This is a genomic window from Methylobacterium sp. Leaf91 (assembly GCF_001422815.1).
Lineage (GTDB): Bacteria > Pseudomonadota > Alphaproteobacteria > Rhizobiales > Beijerinckiaceae > Methylobacterium.
Window position 1 is genome coordinate 53545 of sequence record NZ_LMMP01000050.1, and the last position, 21465, is coordinate 75009.

Annotated in this window: 15 protein-coding genes; 9 read left to right on the plus strand and 6 right to left on the minus strand. The window is 66.3% G+C overall.

Annotated features, from left to right (window positions below; genetic code table 11):
• The first annotated feature begins 267 nt into the window (after positions 1 to 267).
• From ASF32_RS21335 to ASF32_RS21355, 5 genes are all read left to right on the plus strand, one after another.
• The gene (locus ASF32_RS21335) at positions 268 to 1068 is read left to right on the plus strand and encodes a Crp/Fnr family transcriptional regulator (RefSeq protein ID WP_056433314.1); all 801 of its coding nucleotides are present in this window, start codon (positions 268 to 270) and stop codon (positions 1066 to 1068) included.
• Positions 1069 to 1345: 277 nt separating this feature from the next.
• On the plus strand, positions 1346 to 3229 hold the full coding sequence (locus tag ASF32_RS21340; RefSeq protein WP_056433318.1) for a PAS domain S-box protein: 1884 nt from the start codon (positions 1346 to 1348) through the stop codon (positions 3227 to 3229).
• Between the two features lie 402 nt (positions 3230 to 3631).
• Positions 3632 to 6634 carry an excinuclease ABC subunit UvrA gene (gene uvrA, locus ASF32_RS21345; RefSeq protein ID WP_056433327.1) on the plus strand — a complete coding sequence of 1001 codons (3003 nt, stop codon included), beginning with the start codon at positions 3632 to 3634 and terminating at the stop codon, positions 6632 to 6634.
• A gap of 484 nt (positions 6635 to 7118) precedes the next feature.
• Entirely contained in the window at positions 7119 to 8072 is a 954-nt protein-coding gene (locus ASF32_RS21350; RefSeq protein ID WP_056433329.1) for a transporter, read from the plus strand.
• A gap of 278 nt (positions 8073 to 8350) precedes the next feature.
• The gene (locus ASF32_RS21355; protein ID WP_348271039.1) at positions 8351 to 8863 is read left to right on the plus strand and encodes a fasciclin domain-containing protein; all 513 of its coding nucleotides are present in this window, start codon (positions 8351 to 8353) and stop codon (positions 8861 to 8863) included.
• 117 nt (positions 8864 to 8980) lie between these two features.
• On the opposite strand, the gene hflX is transcribed toward ASF32_RS21355, so the two are convergent.
• Positions 8981 to 10390, minus strand: a complete 1410-nt coding sequence (gene hflX / locus ASF32_RS21360; protein ID WP_056433336.1) for a GTPase HflX — start codon at positions 10388 to 10390, stop codon at positions 8981 to 8983.
• 372 nt (positions 10391 to 10762) lie between these two features.
• On the opposite strand from hflX, the gene ASF32_RS21365 reads away from it, so the two are divergent.
• Positions 10763 to 11347: a hypothetical protein gene (locus ASF32_RS21365; protein WP_156467924.1), complete on the plus strand. Its 585-nt coding sequence runs from the start codon at positions 10763 to 10765 to the stop codon at positions 11345 to 11347.
• An 88-nt stretch (positions 11348 to 11435) separates the two neighbouring features.
• Here ASF32_RS21365 and hfq read toward each other — a convergent pair whose 3' ends face one another.
• The 3 genes from hfq to ASF32_RS21380 all read right to left on the minus strand — a co-directional run bounded on the left by hfq (position 11436) and on the right by ASF32_RS21380 (position 15545).
• Positions 11436 to 11690, minus strand: a complete 255-nt coding sequence (gene hfq, locus ASF32_RS21370) for an RNA chaperone Hfq (RefSeq protein ID WP_003600267.1) — start codon at positions 11688 to 11690, stop codon at positions 11436 to 11438.
• Positions 11691 to 11856: 166 nt separating this feature from the next.
• Positions 11857 to 13227 carry a sigma-54 dependent transcriptional regulator gene (locus ASF32_RS21375; RefSeq protein WP_056433342.1) on the minus strand — a complete coding sequence of 457 codons (1371 nt, stop codon included), beginning with the start codon at positions 13225 to 13227 and terminating at the stop codon, positions 11857 to 11859.
• Positions 13224 to 15545: a PAS domain-containing sensor histidine kinase gene (locus ASF32_RS21380; protein ID WP_056433347.1), complete on the minus strand. Its 2322-nt coding sequence runs from the start codon at positions 15543 to 15545 to the stop codon at positions 13224 to 13226. The genes ASF32_RS21375 and ASF32_RS21380 overlap by 4 nt, the downstream gene beginning before the upstream one ends.
• 216 nt (positions 15546 to 15761) lie before the next feature.
• Between ASF32_RS21380 and ASF32_RS21385 the strand changes: the two genes are divergently transcribed.
• The 3 genes from ASF32_RS21385 (at position 15762) to oxlT (ending at position 19625) form a co-directional block, all read left to right on the plus strand.
• Positions 15762 to 17360, plus strand: a complete 1599-nt coding sequence (locus tag ASF32_RS21385) for a gamma-glutamyltransferase family protein (protein ID WP_056433724.1) — start codon at positions 15762 to 15764, stop codon at positions 17358 to 17360.
• 52 nt (positions 17361 to 17412) lie between these two features.
• Positions 17413 to 18288 carry a class I SAM-dependent methyltransferase gene (locus tag ASF32_RS21390; protein ID WP_056433350.1) on the plus strand — a complete coding sequence of 292 codons (876 nt, stop codon included), beginning with the start codon at positions 17413 to 17415 and terminating at the stop codon, positions 18286 to 18288.
• 62 nt (positions 18289 to 18350) lie between these two features.
• Entirely contained in the window at positions 18351 to 19625 is a 1275-nt protein-coding gene (oxlT, locus tag ASF32_RS21395) for an oxalate/formate MFS antiporter (protein WP_056433353.1), read from the plus strand.
• 115 nt (positions 19626 to 19740) lie between these two features.
• On the opposite strand, the gene ASF32_RS21400 is transcribed toward oxlT, so the two are convergent.
• Together ASF32_RS21400 and ASF32_RS21405 are read right to left on the minus strand one after the other, a co-directional pair.
• A complete protein-coding gene (locus ASF32_RS21400) occupies positions 19741 to 20172 on the minus strand; it encodes an NUDIX domain-containing protein (RefSeq protein WP_056433356.1) in 432 nt (143 codons plus the stop codon).
• Positions 20169 to 21353, minus strand: a complete 1185-nt coding sequence (locus ASF32_RS21405) for an MFS transporter (protein WP_056433360.1) — start codon at positions 21351 to 21353, stop codon at positions 20169 to 20171. Before ASF32_RS21405 ends, ASF32_RS21400 begins: the two co-directional genes overlap by 4 nt.
• Positions 21354 to 21465: the final 112 nt, after the last annotated feature.

Below are 21465 nucleotides of genomic sequence, written 5' to 3' on the forward strand. Positions count from 1 at the left end.
GTGATGCGCGCGGGCGCCTTCTTGCCTGCGGCTACGGCATTCTACATTTTTCGCGGGAAGCTCCGTCCCGCCCTCCTCCCCACAAGGGGGAGAGGGACGCGCTATGTCTGTAAATGCAGATGTGTGAATCCAGTCGCTCGTGACAGGCGGAAGGCGCGCGGCATCCGCCGCGACGACAAGATTTTTCGCTACCTTCGTCAACTAGTGGACAGACGCCTTGGCGGTGATAAGCTAAGCGCGAGACAGAAGGTGAACACAGCGCATCAGATGCTCCCGTCGACAGAGTCCTTCATCGAAGGCAATCTCCTGCTGAAGGCGCTGTCCCGAGAGGATCGCGGGCTTCTCATGCCCCATTTCGAGCCGACCGTCGTTCGGCGCGGGGAGGTTCTGTTCTCCGTCGGGTCCCGGGTCTCGTACATCTCCTTTCCTTGCGATCAGACGGTCATCAACCTGATCGTCTCCATGCGGGACGGCCGGAGCGCCGAGACGGCCACGATCGGCCGGGAGGGCGCCGTGGGCGGCGTCGTCAGTCACGGCAGCCTTCCGGCGTTCAGCACGGCCCTGGTGCAGATCGGCGGACCGGTCCTCAGGCTCGATGCCGCGAAATTGCAGGACGCCAAGCTTCGCTCGACTACGCTCCGCAACCTCTTCACCCGTTACGCCGATTGCCTCCTCGGCCAGGTGCTGCAATCCGTGGCGTGCAACGCCCTCCACCCGATCGAGGAGCGATGCCTGCGCTGGCTGCTGACGCTGCAGGACAGGATCGGCACCGAAACGCTTCCCGTGACCCACGAACTCCTGGCCAACATGCTGGGCGTGCAGCGGACCTACCTGACCCGGATCCTGCGCACCCTGCAGGTGCAGGGGCTGATCGAGGTGGGGCGCGGCCGTATCACCATTCTCGACCGGGCCAAGATCCAGGAGGCGGCCTGCGAGTGCCATGGCGCCGTGGTGAGCCATTTTGAGACCGTGCTCGGGGCCGTCTACGATGCCGACGGGCGGATGCTCTTCGTCGATCCTCCGACGCAGCCGAGCCAGGACGATCCCGTCCCGGCAGCGGCTGTCTGAGGCGGCATCGCTCGATGTCCGCTCGGGAGGACGAGGCTTTCCGATCCCGGGCACAGGTGCCGGGTCAAGTCTCCGATCCGAGTTCGATACGCTGTGGGTGGGGAGGATCTCGCGAAATCTCGTGGCGAGACTTGTTCGTTGCGAGGTCCGACTGCATTTCATGTGATGGCGATCGACGGAATCAGACCCGCATCCGATGACCACTGCGAATGTACCTCCACCCCTCCGAGGGAGTCGTCGCGATCTTCCTTCGCCGGTAAGGACGGCGGCCGGTGGTATGACCGACGGTGCCGTTGGCATCGGCGATGGTGCCGCCTCCCTCGATCGGTGGTCGACCGACGAGCGCTATCGCCTCGTGGCCAGGGCGACCAACGATGTCGTCTGGGATTGGGACCTGCTGCGCGACGCCATCCTGTGGAACGAGGCGCTCGAGACGTCCTATGGCTGGCGGCCTGCCCATATCGGTCCCGGCTCCGACTGGTGGCTCGGCAACATCCATCCCGATGACCGCGCCATCGTCTCCGCCGGGCTGAATGCCTTTCTCGACGGAGGCTCGGACAGGTGGAGCTGCCAGTACCGTTTCCTCAAGGGAGACGGGGCCTATGCCGATGTGCTGGACCGCGCATATCTCGTCCGCGATGCTTTGGGCGCGCCGGTGCGGATGGTCGGCGCGATGCTCGACGTCACCGTCAGAAGCCAGTTGGAGGCTCAGTTCCGCGCGGTCTTCGAGGGCGCCAATATCGGGATCGTCCAGTTCGATCCCCGCAGCGTCCTGGCGCTCAGGGTCAACGCCAAGCTCTGCGAGATCTGGGGTGCGCCGGAATCCGAGATCGTCGGTCGCTCCCTCGCCCAATGGACCCCCGCCGAGGATGCGGATGCGCGCGACGACCTGCATCGCCGCCTCGCCACCGGCGAGACCCTGCAGGACCGGTTCGAGAAGCGCTACCGGAGACGCGACGGCCGGATCATCTGGGCGAGGGTGAACCTCGTCTCCCAGACCCTGGGTGACGCCGTTCACGCCATGGCGATGATCGAGGACATCACCGAGGAGAAACGCGCGGATGCCCGTCGCGAGGCGCTGATCAGCTTAGGCGACCGCCTGCGTGAATTGCGCTCGAACGCCGATGTCGTGGCCATGACGGCGGAGATCCTGGGCCGCGCCCTCGGGGCGACGCGGGCCGGCTACGGCATGGTCGACCTTCCGGCGGGGCTGGTGACGGTGGCGCATTCCTGGTCCTCGGACGGACAGACTTTTCCGAGCCGGACCCTGCGGCTCGAGGAATTTCCCGCGAGTATCGCCGGCCTGCGGCGCGGCGAGATCCTCGCGGTGGACGATCTCGCGACCTCCCCCGACCTCGAAAGCGATGCGGAACTCTACATCGCGGAGGGTGTGCAGGCGGTGATCTCCGTCCCCCTGCTCCAGCGCGGCCGCCTCGTCGGCGTGCTCTATGCGACGGAGGCCTCGCCACGCTCCTGGACGCCGCACGAGATCGCCTTCGTCCGCGAAGTGGCGGAACGGGCCTGGAGCAGCCTGATCCGGATCGAGGCGGACGAGCAGCAGCGGATTCTCAACCGCGAACTCAGCCACCGCATGAAGAACACCCTCGCGATGGTTCAGGCGATCGCCTCGCAGAGTCTGCGCAACGTCACCGATGTGGAAGCGGCCAAGCATGCCTTGGCCGCGCGCCTGATCGCCCTCGGGAATGCCCACGACATCCTGCTGACCGGAGAGCGCGAGAGCGCCGCCATCTCGGCTGTGCTGAAGAGCGCCCTGTCCCTTCACGACGACCAGCAGCCGGGGCGGTTCGATCTGTCGGGGCCCGAGATCGTCATCGGCTCCAAGGCGGCCCTGTCGCTCGCCCTGATGATGCACGAACTCGCCACCAATGCCGCCAAATACGGCGCCCTTTCCAGGCCGGACGGCCGCGTCGTCGTGGAATGGCGGGTGGTCGCGGTGGGAGACGACGACACGATCCACCTCACATGGTCCGAGCATGGCGGGCCACCCGTGAGCCCCCCGACGCGGAAGGGCTTCGGCTCACGGCTCATCGAACGCGGGCTCGCCGGCGCCGTCGGCGGCGAGGTCTCCCTCGCCTACGAGCCCGATGGGCTGATCTGCCGGGTCGTCGCGCCCCTCGGCGGGTTCCAGACGAGCGTCTAGGGCGTTCTGCGCCGAACCGGATGGCGGTTCGGCGAGCAGGAGCGCGGCAGACGAAGGCCTGGAAATGCGTGCCGACCCACCGCGGTCGGGTGCCGCTCCAGCAGAGGAGCGTGTCCCACTTCCATGGTGCGTTCGGTCGCGAGAGCTTGGCGAGCGTCCGCCCGAGCGCGGAATTCAGCGCCGATATTGTAGCTGTACGCTTTTTGTTCTAGCTGGGTGGCGGATATGCGTGGCGTGCGTCTTGCCCGCCCGGCCCGTGCGCCCGACATGGCGACCGGTGGCGGGACCGTTGTCTTCGACCTCGCCGCATGACGTCCCGGAGACGATCCCAGCGCGTCGTCGCCGATCTTCCTTTCCGCCAAGTCCTTCCTTTCCGCCAAGTCCTGCCGCCGAAGAGACCCAATGGCCAAAGCAAAAGCCGCCGCCAAGACACCACGGGGCCTGAAGAGCCAAGCGGCGCAGGCACAGGAAGAGAGCGTCGAGGCGCGGATCGAGAAGCTGTTCGAGGGTAGCCCCGACCGTCGCGTCATCGCCGTCCGGGGCGCGCGCGAGCACAACCTCAAGAACATCGATCTCACGATCCCACGCGACAAGCTCGTGGTCTTCACCGGGCTCTCGGGGTCGGGCAAGTCGTCACTCGCCTTCGACACGATCTACGCGGAAGGCCAGCGCCGCTACGTCGAGTCGCTCTCGGCCTATGCCCGCCAGTTCCTCGAGATGATGTCGAAACCCGACGTCGATCAGATCGACGGGCTCTCGCCGGCCATCTCCATCGAGCAGAAGACGACGTCGAAGAACCCGCGCTCCACTGTGGGGACCGTCACCGAGATCTACGATTACATGCGCCTGCTCTGGGCGCGGGTCGGCATCCCCTACTCGCCTGCCACCGGCCTGCCGATCGAGAGCCAGACCGTGAGCCAGATGGTCGACCGGGTGCTGGCCCTGCCGGAGAAGAGCCGGCTCTATCTCCTCGCCCCCGTGGTTCGGGGCCGGAAGGGCGAGTACCGCAAGGAGATCGCCGAGTTCCAGAAGAAGGGCTTCCAGCGTCTTCGCATCGACGGCGAATACTACCCGATCGACGATGCGCCGAAGCTCGACAAGAAGCTCAAGCACGATATCGACGTGGTGGTGGACCGGCTGGTGGTCCGTGCCGACATCGCTGCGCGTCTCGCCGATTCCTTCGAGACCGCCCTGGAACTGGCCGACGGCATCGCGCTGATCGAATTCGCCGATCCGGCCGAGGGCGAGACCATCACCTTCTCGTCGCGCTTCGCCTGCCCGGTCTCGGGGTTCACGATCGCCGAGATCGAGCCGCGCCTGTTCTCGTTCAACAACCCGTTCGGCGCCTGCCCGACCTGCGGCGGCATCGGCCACGAGATGCGGATCGACCCCGAACTGGTCATCTCCGACGTCAAGCTCAGCCTCAAGCGCGGTGCCGTCGGCCCCTGGGCTAAATCGACCTCGCCCTATTACGGCCAGACCCTGGACGCCCTGGCGGGGCATTATGGTTTCAAGACCACGTCGCCCTGGTCGGACCTGCCGGAGACGGCGCACAAGGTCATCCTCTACGGCTCCGGCCGGGAGTCGATCCGCTTTGCCTATAACGACGGCATGCGTGCCTACGAGGTGAACAAGCCGTTCGAGGGCGTCATCCCGAACCTGGAGCGGCGCTACAAGGAGACCGAGAGCGACGCCTCGCGCGAGGACATCGCCCGGTTCATGAGCGAGACCCCTTGCGCCTCCTGCGGCGGCAAGCGCCTCAAGATCGAGGCTTTGGCGGTGAAGGTCGCCATGCAGGATATAGGCGACGTCACCGCGCTCTCCGTGCGCGAGGCGCATCGCTGGTTCTCCGAACTGTCGGAGAAGCTGACGCCGAAGCAGAACGAGATCGCCTTCCGCATCCTGAAGGAGATCCGCGACCGGCTGACCTTCCTGGTCGATGTCGGCCTCGACTACCTCACCCTGGCGCGCGGCTCGGGCTCGCTCTCGGGTGGCGAGAGCCAGCGCATCCGCCTCGCCTCGCAGATCGGCTCCGGGCTGACGGGGGTGCTCTACGTGCTCGACGAGCCCTCCATCGGCCTGCACCAGCGCGATAACGAGCGCTTGCTCGGCACGTTGAAGCGCCTGCGCGACCTCGGCAATTCCGTCATCGTCGTCGAACACGACGAGGATGCGATCCTCCAGGCCGATTACGTCGTCGATGTCGGCCCCGGTGCCGGCATCCATGGTGGGCAGATCATCGCCCAGGGCACCCCCGAGGAGGTGCTGAAGAACCCCGCCTCGCTCACCGCCAAGTACCTGACGGGCGAGATGAGCGTGCGGGTGCCCACAGCCCGGCGCAAGACGAAGAAGGGCAAGCTGACCCTCGTCGGCGCGCGGGGCAACAACCTGAAGGATGTGAGCGTCGAGATCCCGCTCGGGACCTTCACCTGCGTCTCGGGCGTCTCGGGCGGTGGCAAGTCCACCCTCATCATCGACACGCTCTACAAGGCGGTCGCCAAATCCCTCAACGGCGCGATGGAGCACCCGGCCCCGTTCGAGCGTCTCGACGGGCTGGAGAATCTCGACAAGGTCATCGATATCGACCAGTCGCCGATCGGGCGCACGCCGCGCTCCAACCCGGCGACCTATACCGGCGCCTTCACGCCGATCCGCGACTGGTTCGCGGGATTGCCGGAGGCGAAGGCGCGCGGCTACCAGGCCGGCCGCTTCTCCTTCAACGTGAAGGGCGGGCGCTGCGAGGCCTGTTCGGGCGACGGCGTCATCAAGATCGAGATGCACTTCCTGCCGGACGTCTATGTCACCTGCGACGTGTGCAAGGGCCGCCGCTACGACCGCGAGACCCTGGAGGTGAAGTACCGCAACCATTCCATCGCGGACGTGCTCGACATGACCGTCGAAGAGGCGGCGGACCTGTTCAAGGCGGTGCCGACGATCCGCGAGAAGATGGAGACCCTGGCGCGGGTCGGCCTCGGCTACGTCAAGGTCGGCCAGCAGGCCACCACCCTGTCGGGCGGCGAGGCGCAGCGGGTGAAGCTATCGAAGGAGCTCTCCAAGCGCGCCACCGGCCGCACCCTCTACATCCTCGACGAGCCGACCACCGGCCTTCACTTCCACGACGTCGCCAAGCTCATGGAGGTGCTCCACGAACTCGTGGACCAGGGCAACACCGTCGTGGTGATCGAACACAACCTCGAAGTCATCAAGACCGCCGACTGGGTCATCGACATGGGCCCCGAGGGTGGCGATGGCGGCGGAATTGTCGTGGCCGAAGGGACGCCGGAGCAGATCGCTAAATCGAAGGCGAGCCATACCGGCCGGTTCCTGCGCGACGTGCTGGCCCGCCGGCCGCTCGCCGAGGCGGCCGCGAGCGTGGTCGCGAAGGGCCGTAGCGCGGCGGAATAGGCAGTCTTCACGCGCCGGCCGAGCGTGATTCGTTCGCGCGGGGAACCGGGGCTCTGTTGCGGCGCACAGGCTGCCTGCGATCAGGAATTGCGATGCGCAAACCGCCTGCCGCGTTTGCGCAATCGTCCCGTTGATACGGTCGCTCGCAACAGCTTGATGGCCCAGCGTTATTTTGCCGATGCGTTGCTCAATGCGACGCCATGCCCAAGGCAATTCTGCCGAGAAAGTTAACAAAACCTTGCGCTGCAGCGCGCCCAAATTGCGGCTTTTCCGCAACGGTGGATTTGGAACTGCCTCGATCCGAAGCATTGGACTGTCATTCCGATCCGACCTGTAGAATAGTTCTCAGCGTTGAGACACGAATTCGGGCCGCAAGGGGGGCCCTACGCACAAAAAGCCAGGAAGCCGCAAGAATGCGGCGCTCGGCAAGATGGTGCGTAGGTCTGCGCGGCGAGTGCCTGAAATCCTTGGGAAGGACTAGAAAATGACGAAGAACTGGCTCGCCACCGGCGCACTCGCGCTGACCATGGGCATGACCGCCTCGGCTTCCTACGCACAGACCACGACGATCCCCGGCGAGCAGGTCGGCCTCGCCACCGGCGCGCCGCTTCCCGAGGGCATCTACGCCCTGAACACCTTCGTCTACCAGTCGCGTGACAACTCGGCTCTGGACGTCGGGATCAACATCCCCGTGCTGGTCTGGTCGACCCCGCTGGTTCCGCTCGGCGGCCGCATCGAGCTCCTCGTCGCTCCCCCGACCGTGTTCACCTTCGGCAAGAGCGGTGCGTCCGGCCTGCGTGACACGTCGATCAACGTCGGTACCTTCGTCGGCGGCATCTGGGCCTTCGACCTCGGCAACAACTTCGGCGTCAGCTTGCTCGGCGGTGTCTACCTGAACGAGCTGAACGGTGATCGTGGTGTCCTGCGCACGAACGCCGGCGCTCTCGCCAGCACTGCCGTGCTGCCCCAGCTTTCGTCGAACACCTACCGCGTCGGCGTTGCCGCCAGCTACACCGGCGATGGCTACAATCTGACTGCAAACCTCACCGCCAACATCTACGATTCGCCGTCCTCCTTCGGCAGTGGCCGTGACTTCGGCACGGTCTACTCCCTCTCTGACTCCCTCAACCTCGACCTGACCGCGACCAAGAAGTTCGGCAAGTTCGAGATCGGCGCCATCGCCTACGGCACCGTCAACTTCGACACCGGCGCCAAGGCTGGCGGCATCATCAACGCCGCCCTCAACGATCGTGGCCGGTTCCTGATGGGTGGCCTCGTCGGCTACGACTTCGGCTTCGCCACCGCGCAGGTCTACGTCGCCCGCACCGTCGCGACCACCAGCTTCGACAGCACCGAGATCTCGGGCCGCCTGATCGTGCCGCTGTACTCGCCGACCCCGGTCGCCGCTGCTCCGGCCCCGATCATCCGCAAGTACTGATCTTACTCAGTGGCGAGGGTTGTCCTCGCCGCTGCTCGGATCACGAAAGCCCGTCCGACCTCCTGGTCGGGCGGGCTTTTGCTTGGGAGCAGGTGCTCGCTTCCCGCCGTATCTAACACGACCACGACTTTCTGCAGCTTTCCCGAAACTTTCCTCTTCCGGGCTCCGTAACGAGCGATGACCCCCTCCGAAGGGGCATGACTCAAGAGGAACGCTCCATGACCAACGCCCGTCGCCCCGTGGCCTCCACCTTCGCCGCCGTCGCCCTCGCCTTCAGCATGGGCGCCGCGTTCCCGGTTGCCGCACTCGCCAAGAACCCGATGGTCGGCGGCGCTCCGATGTATGCGTCGAAGACCATCGTCGAGAACGCGGTGAACTCGAAGGATCACACCACCCTCGTCGCCGCCGTGAAGGCTGCCGGCCTCGTCGAGACCCTCTCGGGTCCTGGCCCCTTCACCGTCTTCGCGCCCACCGATGCCGCCTTCGCCAAGCTGCCGGCCGGCACCGTCGAGACCCTGGTGAAGCCCGAGAACAAGGCGACGCTGACCGCGATCCTGACCTACCACGTCGTGCCCGGCACCCTGACCGCCAAGGACCTCATGAAGATCGCCAAGGATAGCGGCGGCGAGGGCCAGATCAAGACCGTACAGGGCGCGCCGCTCGTGGTTCAGACCAAGGGCAAGGCTGTGTTTCTCACGGATGCGAAGGGCAACACCGCCAAGGTGACCATCGCCAACGTGATGCAGTCGAACGGCGTGATCCACGTCATCAACAGCGTGCTGCAGCCGTAAGACGTTTCTTCAGACCCGAAACTGACTCCCTCCCCCGGCTCGACGAGAGCCGGGGTTTTTTATCGAGTCCGCTCGCGCTGAAGCGTCCCGATCGGGACGCGAGTACTGAATGACCGGCTACTCTGCCCGGCTCAGCTTGCGTGCACTGGCGAAGCGGTTGAGGAAGCGCGGCTCTTTCTCGGGTGCCACGCGGATGGCCAAGTGGATCGTGCCCGCCTCCTCGGCGCGCCGGTCGAGGACCTCGGCATTCTCGTACAGCCAATTGAGCGCTGCCCCATCCTCCGGCGCCAGGGTCACGGCGAAGGTGGAACGACGCTTGGCGATCCGCGCCTCGATCCGACCGGACAGGGCCGCCAGACCCTCGCCGGTGAGGGCGGAGACCAGGATCGGCACGTCGCTGTCCCGGTCGTTGCGCCCCTGGGCGCTGAGGTTGAGGAGGCGTGTCCGCTCCGAATCGTCGAGCAGGTCGGCCTTGTTCCAGACCTCGATGATTCGCTCGGCCGTCGTCTCGATCCCGAGTTCCCGCAGGACCTCGCCGACATCCTCCGCCTGCGCTTCCGAATCGACGTGGCTGACATCGCGGACATGGAGCAGGATATCCGCTTCGATCACGTCCTCCAGCGTGGCGCGGAAGGCGGCGATGAGGGCGGTGGGCAGTTCCGAGATGAAGCCTACCGTGTCCGAGAGGATCACCGTCTCGCCATGCGGCAGCTTCGTCGCGCGCGCGGTCGGGTCGAGGGTGGCGAACAGCATGTCCTTGGCCATCACTTCGGCCTTGGTCAGCGCATTGAACAGGGTCGATTTGCCGGCATTGGTGTAGCCGACGAGGGCGACGATCGGGTACGGCACCCGCGCGCGGCTCTCCCGGTGGAGACCGCGTGTGCGCGTGACGCTGTCGAGCTCGCGCTCGATCTTCGTCATCCGCTCCTGGATCATCCGGCGATCGGCCTCGATCTGCGTCTCGCCGGGGCCGCCGAGGAAGCCGAAGCCGCCGCGCTGCCGTTCCAAGTGGGTCCAGGACCGTACGAGCCGGCTCCGCTGATAGGCCAGGTGGGCATGCTCGACCTGTAGCGTGCCCTCGCGGGTCGAGGCACGACGGCCGAAAATTTCGAGGATCAGGCCGGTGCGGTCGATGACCTTGCAGCCGAACGCCTTTTCCAGGTTGCGCTGCTGCACCGGCGAGAGTGCGCAATCCATCACGACGAGCCCGATCTCCTCGGCCTTGATCCGCCCGGCCAGTTCCTCGACGCGGCCCTTGCCGAGATAGGTCGAGGGGCGGATGCGGGAGACGGGCGCGATGATCGCTTCGGTGACGTCCAGTTCGATGGCCACGGCGAGACCCGCCGCCTCGTCGATCCGCGCCTCGCTGGAACGCATCGGCTCCTGCGTCTGGCTGCCGTTCCTCGAGAGAGAAGTACGGGTGAGATACGGCCCCACGACGAGCGTATGGGTTGCCGCCGCGATGTCTCCCTCGGGGGCGGCCATCGCCTGCAGCCGTGCCTCTCCGGGAAGCATAGGTTCGCTCATGAAGTTCCCTTGCCCATCGGGCTTAGAGCGCTCTCCGCCGACGGGGATGCCGGGTCGGCGAAAAAAGCGCGGATCTCGTGTCTCTCACAAAACTCCCGCTGCGCCATCCTGCTCGGAGGAGAAGCACTCACTCATCGCGAGTGTCATGAGATCTACTCATATGGGGGAGCCGGGGCTCCATTGACAGTGTCCGGGCGGGGCGCGGGAATGCCGGCTCGTTGCCCACGGAACCTCAAGGGCGGCGCCATCCGATCCGTGGGCAAATATCAATGTAGGAGCATGTATAAGAACCACATTAATCGGATCGTAAGGGCTAACGCGGCTTATCGAGCGGCCTGAGGCAGGCCTGTCAATGTTACCGAAGGTTAGCATATGAAAACTATTTCTCTTTTGGCGGCCGTGGCGTTGTCGATCCTCGGCACCGCAGCGCAGGCCCAGCCTGTTCCGGATGCGAAGTCCGATACCAAGATCGCCATGCCGGCCGCGAACTGGCTGTTCGTCCAGACCGCCGATTCCGTGACGTTCGAGGGCAACACCCTGACGCTCAAGGGTGTCGCGCCGCAGACCCTGATGTTCACCGACCGGCCCGAGCGCATGACCGGCGACGCGGCCACGGCGAAGTTCGTCGATTACTGGACCTCCGGAAAGAGCGACTTCCAGAAGGACCCGCCGAACGCGACGTTGTCGGTGGATGTCAACGGCGAGGCTCAGCTCTCCGTCGTCGAACTCACCGATCCGAAGCTCAACGGCGACACCCTCACCTATACCGTCAAGGTTCTCGGCGATAAGCCGCCCGTTTCGGGCAAGAGCGCGAGCCTCTTCATCGATTGGTGGTACGGTCCCGGCTGGGGCCCGCGTCATTTCTGGCATCCCGGCCCATGGGGCGCCTATGGCGGCGGCGCCTGCTGGCGCGGTCCGTATGGCGGCCTGCATTGTCGTCCGGCATGGGGCTGGTAAGCCCGTCTTGCGCCTGATCCCGTCGTGAGATGCGAGCCCGGTTCGACGAAGGTCGAGCCGGGCTTTTCCGCCTCACCGCACGGGAAGGTCAGGCTTTCTCGGGCGCCGTCTCGTCCGGCTCGAACAACTGAACCGGGTGACCGGGCATGATCGTCGAGATCGCATGCTTGTAGACGAGCTGCGAATGACCGTCCCGGCGCAGGAGGACGCAGAAGTTGTCGAACCAGGTCACGACGCCCTGGAGCTTGACGCCGTTGACGAGGAAGATCGTGAGCGGGATCTTGTTCTTGCGGACATGATTGAGAAACGTGTCCTGCAGGTTCTGAGCGCGTTCGCCCGCCATTTTTTATTAATCCTTCTTATAAACCTGCCGCCCGCCGTGACTGGCGGGTTCTTGTTGGTTTGAATGCGTAGCAGACCGGTGAAAACAGACAACCTCGACTATTACACGTTCATTGTCACGCACATGCAAGGGGCACGTACATGTAAGGTGAAGGTCGCCCGGGCCCTCAGGGGCCGATGCCGAGCGACTTCAGCTTGCGGTGCAGGGCCGAGCGTTCCATCCCGATGAACTCGGCGGTCCGCGATATGTTTCCGGAGAATCGCGCGATCTGCGCGATCAGATATTCGCGCTCGAAGATCTCGCGCGCCTCGCGCAAGGCGAGGCTCATCAGCTTCTCGCCGCCCGCCCCGTTCGGCGTCGTCGGCACCAGGGCGCCGATCTCGGTGGGAAGCATCTCGGAGGTCACCTCCTGCTCCGGGTCGGTATGGGTGAGGATCATCAGCCGTTCGACGTTGTTGCGCAGCTGACGGATGTTGCCGGGCCAATCGTGCGATTGCAGCACCGCCATGGCGTCCTCGGCGATACGTCGGCGGGCGAGCCCCGTGGCGGTCGAGATCTGCTCCATGAAGAAGTTGATGAGTTCCGGCACGTCCTCGCGCCGCTCGGACAGGGACGGCACCCGGATCGGCACCACGGAAAGGCGGTGGAACAGGTCTTCGCGGAAGCGGCCCGCGGCGATCTCCTCGGCGAGATCGCGCGAGGAGGAGGAGATGATGCGCACGTCCACATGGACGCGGGTGGTGCCGCCGACGCGCTGGAAGTTCTGGTCCACCAGAACCCGCAGGATGCGGTTCTGGGTCTCGCGCGGCATGTCGGCGATCTCGTCGATATAGAGGGAGCCGCCATGGGCCTCCTCCAGGGCGCCCACCCGGCGGGCGCGGCCCTCACCGGCCTCGACGCCGAACAGTTCCGCTTCCATGGTCTCTGGGGTGATCATCGCCGCGTTGATGACCACGAACGGGCCGCTCGCGCGGGTCGACGAGGCGTGCAGCGTCCGCGCCGAGAGTTCCTTGCCCGAACCCGGCGCGCCCAGAATCATCACGCGTGCATTGGTGGGGGCCACCCGCTCCACGGTCTGGCGCAGCTGGTTCACCGCCACGGACCCGCCGACGAGACGGCTCGCCTGTCCTGAGCGCGCCTTGAGGTCACGCACCTCGCGCTTGAGCCGGGAGGCTTCGAGGGCACGCTCGGCGACCAGGACCAGACGGTCGGCCTTGAACGGCTTCTCGATGAAGTCGTAGGCGCCCGCCTTGATGGCGGCCACCGCCGTCTCGATGTTGCCGTGGCCCGAAATCATCACCACCGGCAGGTCGGGATGCCCCAGCTTGATCTGGTCGAGCACCTGCAGCCCGTCGAGGCGCGAACCCTGCAGCCAGATGTCGAGGAAGACGAGGTGAGGGCGACGCGACTCGATGGCGGCGAGCGCCTCGTCGGAGCCTCCGGCCGTGCGGGTCCGGTGGCCTTCGTCGTCGAGAATGCCGGCGACGAGGTCGCGGATGTCGGCCTCATCGTCGACGATCAGAATATCGGCGCTCATGACGTCATCTCCGCGATTGGGGGTGCCGTCTGTGCGGCAACCTTCTCAGCCTGCGCGGAAGGTGTCCCCTCCGGCTTCTTTTCCTGGGTATCGAGCGGCACGCGCATCCGCACGCGACCGCCCCTGCCCTCTGGATTGTCGTTCAGTTCGATGCCACCGCCATGCTCTTCGAGCACCTTGCTGACGATCGCGAGCCCGAGCCCGGTGCCGCCCTCGCGGGTGGTCATATAGGGCTCGAGCAGCCGCTGGCGCCCCTCGACGGGGAAGCCTTTGCCGTTGTCGGTGATCTCGATCACCGCGAACCCCTCCTCGACGAGGAGGCGCAGATCGACCCGGCCTTTGCCCAGTTCGGCCTCGGGCACGGCGGAAACGGCCTCCACCGCGTTCTTGAGAATGTTGGTGATCGCCTGCGACAGGAGCCTGATGTCGAAGGCGGCATGCAGGCGGTCCTGCCCGGCTTCGGTGAAGCCGAACTCCATGTCGGGATGCGCCACCCGCATCATGAACAGGTTCTGTTTGGCGATCTCGCTGAGGTCGTTCCGGGCGATGGCGGGTTTCGGCATCCGGGCGAAGGACGAGAACTCGTCCACCATGCGCTTGATCTCGTCCACCTGGCGGATGATCGTCGCCGTGCACTGGTCGAACACGTCTTTGTCCGCGACGATGACCTTGCCGTATTTGCGCCGGATGCGCTCGGCCGAGAGCTGGATCGGGGTCAGCGGGTTCTTGATCTCGTGGGCGATGCGGCGGGCGACATCCGCCCAGGCGGAGGTGCGCTGGGCCGTGACGAGGTCGGTGATGTCGTCCAGCGTCACCACGAAGCCGCGGGCGCCGCCTTGCGCCTGCTCGCTGGTGACGCGCACGGTGACCGTGCGCTCGCGCCCGTCGCGGGTCAGCTGGATCTGCTGCTGGAGGGCGCGCAGGCGGCCCTCCCCTCCCTCGGGAAGGATGGCCTGAAGCTCGGGCACCGCCTGGACCAGCGGCTTGCCGATGATCGCGTCCGCCTTGAGCCCGAGCGTGCGCTCGATGGAGGGGTTGGCGATGGTGACGAGCCCCGCCGCGTCGACGCCGATGACGCCGGGGGAGACGCCGGCGAGGACCGCTTCGGTGAACCGGCGGCGGCGGTCGATGAGTTCGCTGGCCGCCGTCAGCCCATCGTGCTGGCGCCGCAGCTCCTGGGTCATCTTGTTGAAGCTCTCGCCGAGATGGGCGAGGTCGCCGTCGCTCTTCCGGGCCGGGACCTGGGCGTAGAAATTGCCCGAGGCGACTTGGTCGGCCGCGTTGATCAGCCGGCGGATCGGCGCGACGAACCGGTTGGCGAAGTTGAGGCCGAACCAGACCGCCGACAGCAGGGCGATCAGTGCGATCAGCACGAAGATCGAGGCGAAGCTGATCTGGATCGAGCGCTTCAGGGAATCGTAGGTGAGGTACTCGGCCGCCGCCGCCCGCGAGACGCCGGGGAAGTCGACGGCGAGCTGGCTCACCTCGCGCTGCACCAGCAGCACGGCCCCGTCATAGGCGGGCATCTGCAGCAGGGCGGCGAAGATCCGGCCCTCGCTCGGCCGCAGGCAGATCGTCTCGTTGGACTTGGCCGCCTCCTCGAAGGCCGCGGCGGAGGGGAGCCGGCGTTCCTTCAGGATGTCGATCTTGGCGCGGGCCACGACCTCGTTCGGCCCCCGCATGATCTCGGCGACCGGCAGGCCGAGCGCCGTCGCCCGCGTAGTCAGGAAGTTCTCGAACCATTGCCGGTTCACGTCGAAATTCGGCCGCGCCCGCGTGAGGTCGTCGTTGAGGATGCGGATCTCGCGGGCGAGCGACTGGCACTGGTTCTCCTGGTAGGCGTCGGCCACCTCGACGGATTTCAGCACCACGTCGCGGACGCGGTCGGTGAAGCCCAGCGACAATCCGCGATCGATCGTCACCGCCGCCACGACGGCCAGGAGCACCGTGGGCAGGATCGCGATGAGGCTGAACAGCCCGACGATGCGGGTATGCAGGCGTGCCACGGCCGCATTGGCCCGGCGCGCATGCAGGAAGACCCGCGCCTCCCAGCCGATGACGACGAACAGGCTGAGGACGAGGAAGACGTTGATGCCCAGTAGCGTCAGGCCGATCGTCGGCGTCGGCGTGACCCGGATGACCCCGGCGAGGATCAGGAAGGTCGCGATGGCCGAGACCAGGGCGGTGCTGACGACGAGCGCACCGACCCAGCCGGGCCCGCGCGGCGGCGCCCGTCTGTTATGCGGTTCGGGCTCGCCCTGCGGGGAGACGTCGTCTCCCGAGGCGGCCGATTGTCTGGAACGTCGAAGCCACGCCATGGCTGATGCGTCGCCACAACAGTGTGGCGAAATTAATACGAATCGGGCAGGCGTATCGGCGGAAAACGTTCATGCAGCGCGGCCTCACACGACGCTTCGAGCGGTGAAACCGATGCTGCCGCAGCAGGCTGCGTCCGGTTCTTGCCAGGGACATGTCACTGTCGACCGAGCGTAAAAATACATTATCCTCACGCCTTTCCTCACACCGAGTTCATGATGCCCGAGACGCCCGTCTATTCCTCCGCCGCCGTTGCCGCGCCTCACCACCTGGCCGCCACCGCCGGACAGACCGTTCTGGCGCAAGGCGGCAACGCCATCGAGGCGATGGCGGCGATGGCGGCGACCATCGCCGTGGTCTATCCGCATATGAACGGCATCGGAGGCGACGGGTTCTGGCTGGTTCGCGAACCGGGCGGCCGGGTGCGTGGCATCGAGGCCTGCGGTCCGGCCGGGTCTCTCGCCACGGTCGCTCGCTATCGCAGCCAGGGCCATGAAACGATCCCCTCGCGCGGGCCGGATGCGGCGCTCACCGTGGCCGGCGCCATCGGCGGTTGGCGGCTCGCCCTCGACCTCGCCAAGGCGCTGGGCGGCCGGCTCCCCCTCGAGACCTTGCTGTCGGATGCGATCCGCCATGCGCGCCAGGGCTGCGCGGTGTCGCCCTCCGAGGCGCGCTACGTGCCGAAGGAGCTCGACACGCTGCACGACCAGCCCGGTTTCGCGCAGACCTTCCTCGACGGGGGCAAGCCCTTCGCCGCTGGCGCCACGCGCCGCCTGCCGGCCCTCGCCGATACGCTCGAACAATTGGCCCATGCGGGGCTCGACGATTTCTACCGGGGCGACCTCGGCCGCGAGATCGCCGCCGATCTCGACCGCCTCGGTTCGCCGGTGACGCGGGCCGATCTCGAAGCCTACGCGCCGCGAGAGCGGGCGGCCCTGTCCCTGCGCCGTCGCGACGCGACGCTTTACAACTTCCCGCCGCCCACCCAGGGACTCGCCGCGCTCATCATCCTCGGCATCTTCGACCGGCTGAAGATTTCGCGGCCCGAGAGCACGGCGCAGTATCACGGGCTGATCGAGGCGACGAAGCGCGCCTTCGCCATCCGCGACCGCACGGTCACCGATTACGACCGGTTGAGCGTCGATCCGGCGAGCTTCCTCACCCCGGAGCGCCTCGACCGCGAGGCGGCTCAGATCGACATGCGTCGCGCCGCCTCCGTGCCCCTCCGGGGACCGGGCGACGGCGACACGGTCTGGATGGGCGCCATCGACAAGGACGGTCTGGCCGTCTCCTACATCCAGTCGATCTACTGGGAATACGGTTCGGGGATCGTCCTGCCGAAGACCGGCATCCATTGGCAGAACCGCGGCACCTCGTTCTCCCTGGACAAGGGCGCGGTGAACCCCCTGGAGCCGGGGCGCCGGCCGTTCCACACCCTGATCCCCGGACTGGCCGCCTTCGACGACGGGCGCGTGATGTCCTACGGCAGCATGGGCGGCGACGGGCAACCGCAATTCCAGGCCCAGATTTTTTCGCGGTATGCCGATTATGGCATGAGCCCGGCCGAGGCCGTCGACGCGCCGCGCCTGCTCTACGGGCGCACATGGGGTGCCGAATCCCTGAGCGTGAAGGTGGAGGACCGGTTCGATCCGGCCTGTATCGCCGAGCTGCGCTCGATGGGCCACGAGATCGAGGAACTCGGTGGTTCCTACATCGATTCCCTGGGCCATGCCGGCATGCTGGTCCGCCATCCCGGCAACGGGCGGATCGAGGCGGTCCACGATCCGCGCTCGGATGGCGGTTCGGCCGGCCTGTGAGACGGGTCCCCGCCGGGGACCGGACGATCGAGACCCAGAGACCGGACGGTTCATGATGGCGGATGGCGGGATCACCCAGCGCGAATACTGGAACGGCGAGGTCGGCGCGCGCTGGGCCCGCAACCAGCGCCGGATCGACGCTGTCTTCGCGCCCCTCACCACCGCGTTGCTCGATGCGGCACGCCTTCGGGTGGACGGCTCGGTGCTGGATATCGGCTGCGGCGCCGGTGATTGCGCCATCGCCGCCGCGCGCCGTCTCGGTGCCGGTGGACATGTGGTGGCAGCCGATCTCTCCGCGCCCCTGCTCGCCGTCGCGCGCGAGCGGGCCGGACTCGAGGCTTCCGCCGGCGCGCCGATCGCGTTCATCGAGGCGGACGCGCAGAGCCACGATTTCGGCGCGGCGGTTTTCGAACACGCGATCTCGCGCTTCGGAATCATGTTCTTCGACGATTCCGCCGCCGCCTTCGCCAACATCCGCAAGGCCCTGGTTCCCGGTGGCAGCCTGACCTTCCTGTGCTGGCGGCGAATCGAGGACAATCCCTGGATCACCGTGCCGAGGGACCTCGTCCTGCCCCTCGTGCCGGAACCCGAGCCGGGTCCGCCGGGCGCGCCCGGGCCGTTCCGCTTCGCCGAAGCGGAGACCATTCGTGCCGTGCTGGCGGAGGCTGGCTTCCGTGACATCACCGTCGAGGCCGTCGACCGCCCGCTCACCCTCGCCCGGTCCGGTGACGGCGCGGGCCCCACCGCGGCGGAGGCCGCCGCGGATTTCGCCACCGAACTCGGCCCCGTCTCCCGACTCCTGCGCGATCAGCCGGCATCGATCCGCGAGGACGCTCTGCGCAGGGTGAGCGACGACTTCGCGACGCGCACCGTCTCGGGGGGCGTCGCCCTGAATGCGGGTTGCTGGCTGGTCTCCGCCACAGGCTGACGACTCCGTCGGTTCGATTGGTATACACTTTGCGTCTCCGTGCCCGCAGCATGGAGTGCATAATGGATACGAATCTTTCCCGGCAGCGCTGGATACAACTCGGCCTCGGCCTCGTGGCCATGATGGCGATCTCCAGCCCGCAATACGTCTGGACCCTGTTCACCAAGCCGCTGATCGCGACGACGGGCGCGAGCCTGCCGCAGCTGCAATGGACCTTCACGATCCTGATCGTGCTGCAGACCTTCTTCTCGCCGGTCCAGGGCTACCTGATCGACCGGTTCAGCCCCAAGCTGATGATCGCGCTGGGCGCCATCCTCTCGGGCCTCGGCTGGGTGCTGGCCGCCCGCGTCGACACGCTCTGGGGCGTCTACGCCACCTACGGCCTGTTCTGCGGTCTCGGCACCGGCATCGTCTATGTCGGCATCGTCGGCCTGATGGTGAAGTGGTTTCCCGATCGCCGGGGCTTCGCCGTGGGCGTAGTCGCCGCCGGCTACGGCATGGGCGCGATGCTGAGCACCTTCCCCATCAGCGACATGCTCACCGCCTCGGGCTACCGCCACACGCTGACGGTGTTCGGCATCATCCTCGGCATCATCGGCGCGCTGGCCGCCCTCGGCTTGAGGGCTCCCCGCGCCGACGAGGTCCTGCCGGCCCCGGCCCGCAACCTCTCGACCTGTGTCCACGACACCGCCCCGAAGGAGATGCTGAAGACGCCTCTGTTCTGGCTGATGTTCGCGATGATGACGATGATGTCCACCGGCGGCCTGATGGTGGTGGCGAACTTCGCGTCCTTCGCCCGCGACTTCGGCGTGGCCGACGCGATCATCTTCGGCTTCGTGGCCCTGCCCTTCGCCCTCACCTTCGACCGCATCACCAATGGCCTCACCCGGCCCTTCTTCGGCTGGGTGTCGGACAAGATCGGCCGTGAGAACACGATGGGCATCGCGTTCGCCGCCGAGGCGGTGGCCATCGCGCTGCTCCTCGTCTTCCGCGAGAACGCTTACGCCTTCGCCCTGCTTTCGGGCGTCGTGTTCTTCGCCTGGGGCGAGATCTTCTCGCTGTTCCCCTCGATCCTCACCGACACGTTCGGCACCAAGCACGCCACCACCAATTACGGCTTCCTCTACATGGCGCAGGGCATCGGCTCGCTCTTCGGCGGACCGATCGCCGCCTGGATCTACCTGGTCCAGGGCTCCTGGCTCCCGGTCTTCGCGATCATCATCACCCTCGACGTGCTGACCGCGATCCTCGCCTACTTCGTCCTCAAGCCCATGCGCCGGAACTGGCTCGGTCTCGGCGAGACGCGGGCCATGACGGCCAAGCCCGCCATGGCCTGACACCCACGTCCTGACCCTCGCGGCTGGATTGATCTTTCGAAGCGCGGACGGGGAAACCCGCCCGCGCTTTGCCGTATGGCGCCCATCGATTTTTGTCTGTTCGATGAAGTGAGATTTACAACTTTGACAGGTGCATTCGCCGGGCCAGCGGAATGATCTGGTTGGCTGTCAGGGGGGCAAGCTCGATCGTTGGCAGCGTCGTCTCGGAAACCCAGGCCACCTCTTCGATTTCGGCTGCGGGAGAGACGGGCTGTTCGAGGTCGAAGCCGTAAAGTTCGGCGTCCACCCAGTGGCCGTCTTCGTTCGCGGCTTCCGCGATGAAGCGGCCGAGATAGGATGCTTCGGACGGAAGCTCCACGCCCAGCTCTTCCTTCAGCTCTCGCGCCAAAGCCGCGAGCGGGGTTTCTCCCGGCTCGATCTTTCCTCCCGCCTGCATGAAGAACGAGGACCCTCGCTTTCGAACGAGGAGCGTTCGGCCGTGCGAATCGAAGATCAACGCTGCCGCGATGCGAATGACGGGCGCTGTGTCGGGCGGGGAATTCTTCAAATGGTCTGTCTCCTCCGTCCCTGCGGGATGAGGGCGAAGCCCAGTGTCAGGATCGCGCCGATCCCGGCACCGAGCATGACGGTGAAGGGACCCCATCGATCGAGCAGGGCGGATCCCGCCATGGCGCCGATGCCGATCGCCGCGTTCAGGACGGCCGTGTGAACGGCTGCCGCCGGCGTTGCCAACGGGCCGGCTGCCTTCAGAATCCAGGTCTGCAACGTCGCGAAAAGCATCGAGATCGCCGCGCCCCAGACCACGAGGCATGCTCCGACGCCGAGAAGACCGAGGACCGTGCTCGACGTTCCCATGAGGATCAGGGCCATTCCCATCGCCGTGAGCGCACACAGGATGACCTCGCGCAGGAAACGATCGATCAACAACGCGCCGAGAACGCTGCCCAGAAGCCCTGCCGCACCGAAGGCGAAGAGGAAAATCGGGACCGTCGTCGGCAGGATGCCCGGAAGCGCGGCGATATACGGTTCGGCAAAGGTGTAGGCCGAGAAATGAACCGCCCCGATCAGCGCGGTGATGGCGTAGATCGGGCGGAGCGTCCGCTGACCGATGGCATCGGCGAGCGTCGCCTCCCGGCCGCGCGCCGATGTCGCCAGGTTCGGAAGCGTCACCATCATCGAAACGGCCGTGAGCAGACCGAGCAGCCCAAGCGCGCCGAAGGCTCCGCGCCATCCCATCACCTGCCCCGCCATGTTCACCGCCGGAACACCCATGACCGTGGCGACGGAAATGCCGCCGAAGACGATGGAGGTCGCCAGCCCCGTTCGGTGAGGCGGGGCGATGTCCATGGCAAAGGCGGCGACCGTCGCCCAGAAGATGCCGTGTGCCACGGACCCGACGAGGCGGGCGAGGAACAGCGCCTCCAGGGACGGCGACATGAGCGCGATCGCGTTCGACGCGGCGATGACGAGCATCAATCCGATCAGGAGAGCTTTGCGCGGGACGCGTCCGACAAGTGTCGGCGCGAGAAGACCGCTGAGGGCTCCGAACCAGGCGTAGAGGGTGACCGTGAGGCCGATCGTGGCCTGGGATTCGCCGAGATCGCCAGCCATCTGCGACATCAGCCCGATCGGGGCGAATTCAGTCGAGACCATCGTGAACGCGGCGATGCCGAGCACCGAGATCGAAAGCCATGTCCGGAAAGGAGAGCGACCATGATCCTCGGCCAAACGTTCTCTCCTCGGACAAACGCGTCAGGCGATCGAATAATGGTTTTTTGAACTTTATCGAGTGGCGCCAACATCACACTTAGGAAGTGTTTGTTGTGATTTGCCGTTCCGC

What these genes read in the sequence shown, in the direction of transcription:
- ASF32_RS21355 (WP_348271039.1), top strand. Translation starts at nt 8,351, where the DNA reads ATGGGCGCCGCGTTCCCGGTTGCCGCACTCGCCAAGAACCCGATGGTC.
- ASF32_RS21390 (WP_056433350.1), top strand. Translation starts at nt 17,413, where the DNA reads ATGATGGCGGATGGCGGGATCACCCAGCGCGAATACTGGAACGGCGAG.
- ASF32_RS21385 (WP_056433724.1), top strand. Translation starts at nt 15,762, where the DNA reads ATGCCCGAGACGCCCGTCTATTCCTCCGCCGCCGTTGCCGCGCCTCAC.
- ASF32_RS21335 (WP_056433314.1), top strand. Translation starts at nt 268, where the DNA reads ATGCTCCCGTCGACAGAGTCCTTCATCGAAGGCAATCTCCTGCTGAAG.
- uvrA (WP_056433327.1), top strand. Translation starts at nt 3,632, where the DNA reads ATGGCCAAAGCAAAAGCCGCCGCCAAGACACCACGGGGCCTGAAGAGC.
- ASF32_RS21340 (WP_056433318.1), top strand. Translation starts at nt 1,346, where the DNA reads ATGACCGACGGTGCCGTTGGCATCGGCGATGGTGCCGCCTCCCTCGAT.
- ASF32_RS21380 (WP_056433347.1), bottom strand. Translation starts at nt 15,545, where the DNA reads ATGGCGTGGCTTCGACGTTCCAGACAATCGGCCGCCTCGGGAGACGAC.
- hflX (WP_056433336.1), bottom strand. Translation starts at nt 10,390, where the DNA reads ATGAGCGAACCTATGCTTCCCGGAGAGGCACGGCTGCAGGCGATGGCC.
- ASF32_RS21365 (WP_156467924.1), top strand. Translation starts at nt 10,763, where the DNA reads ATGAAAACTATTTCTCTTTTGGCGGCCGTGGCGTTGTCGATCCTCGGC.
- oxlT (WP_056433353.1), top strand. Translation starts at nt 18,351, where the DNA reads ATGGATACGAATCTTTCCCGGCAGCGCTGGATACAACTCGGCCTCGGC.
- hfq (WP_003600267.1), bottom strand. Translation starts at nt 11,690, where the DNA reads ATGGCGGGCGAACGCGCTCAGAACCTGCAGGACACGTTTCTCAATCAT.
- ASF32_RS21375 (WP_056433342.1), bottom strand. Translation starts at nt 13,227, where the DNA reads ATGAGCGCCGATATTCTGATCGTCGACGATGAGGCCGACATCCGCGAC.
- ASF32_RS21350 (WP_056433329.1), top strand. Translation starts at nt 7,119, where the DNA reads ATGACGAAGAACTGGCTCGCCACCGGCGCACTCGCGCTGACCATGGGC.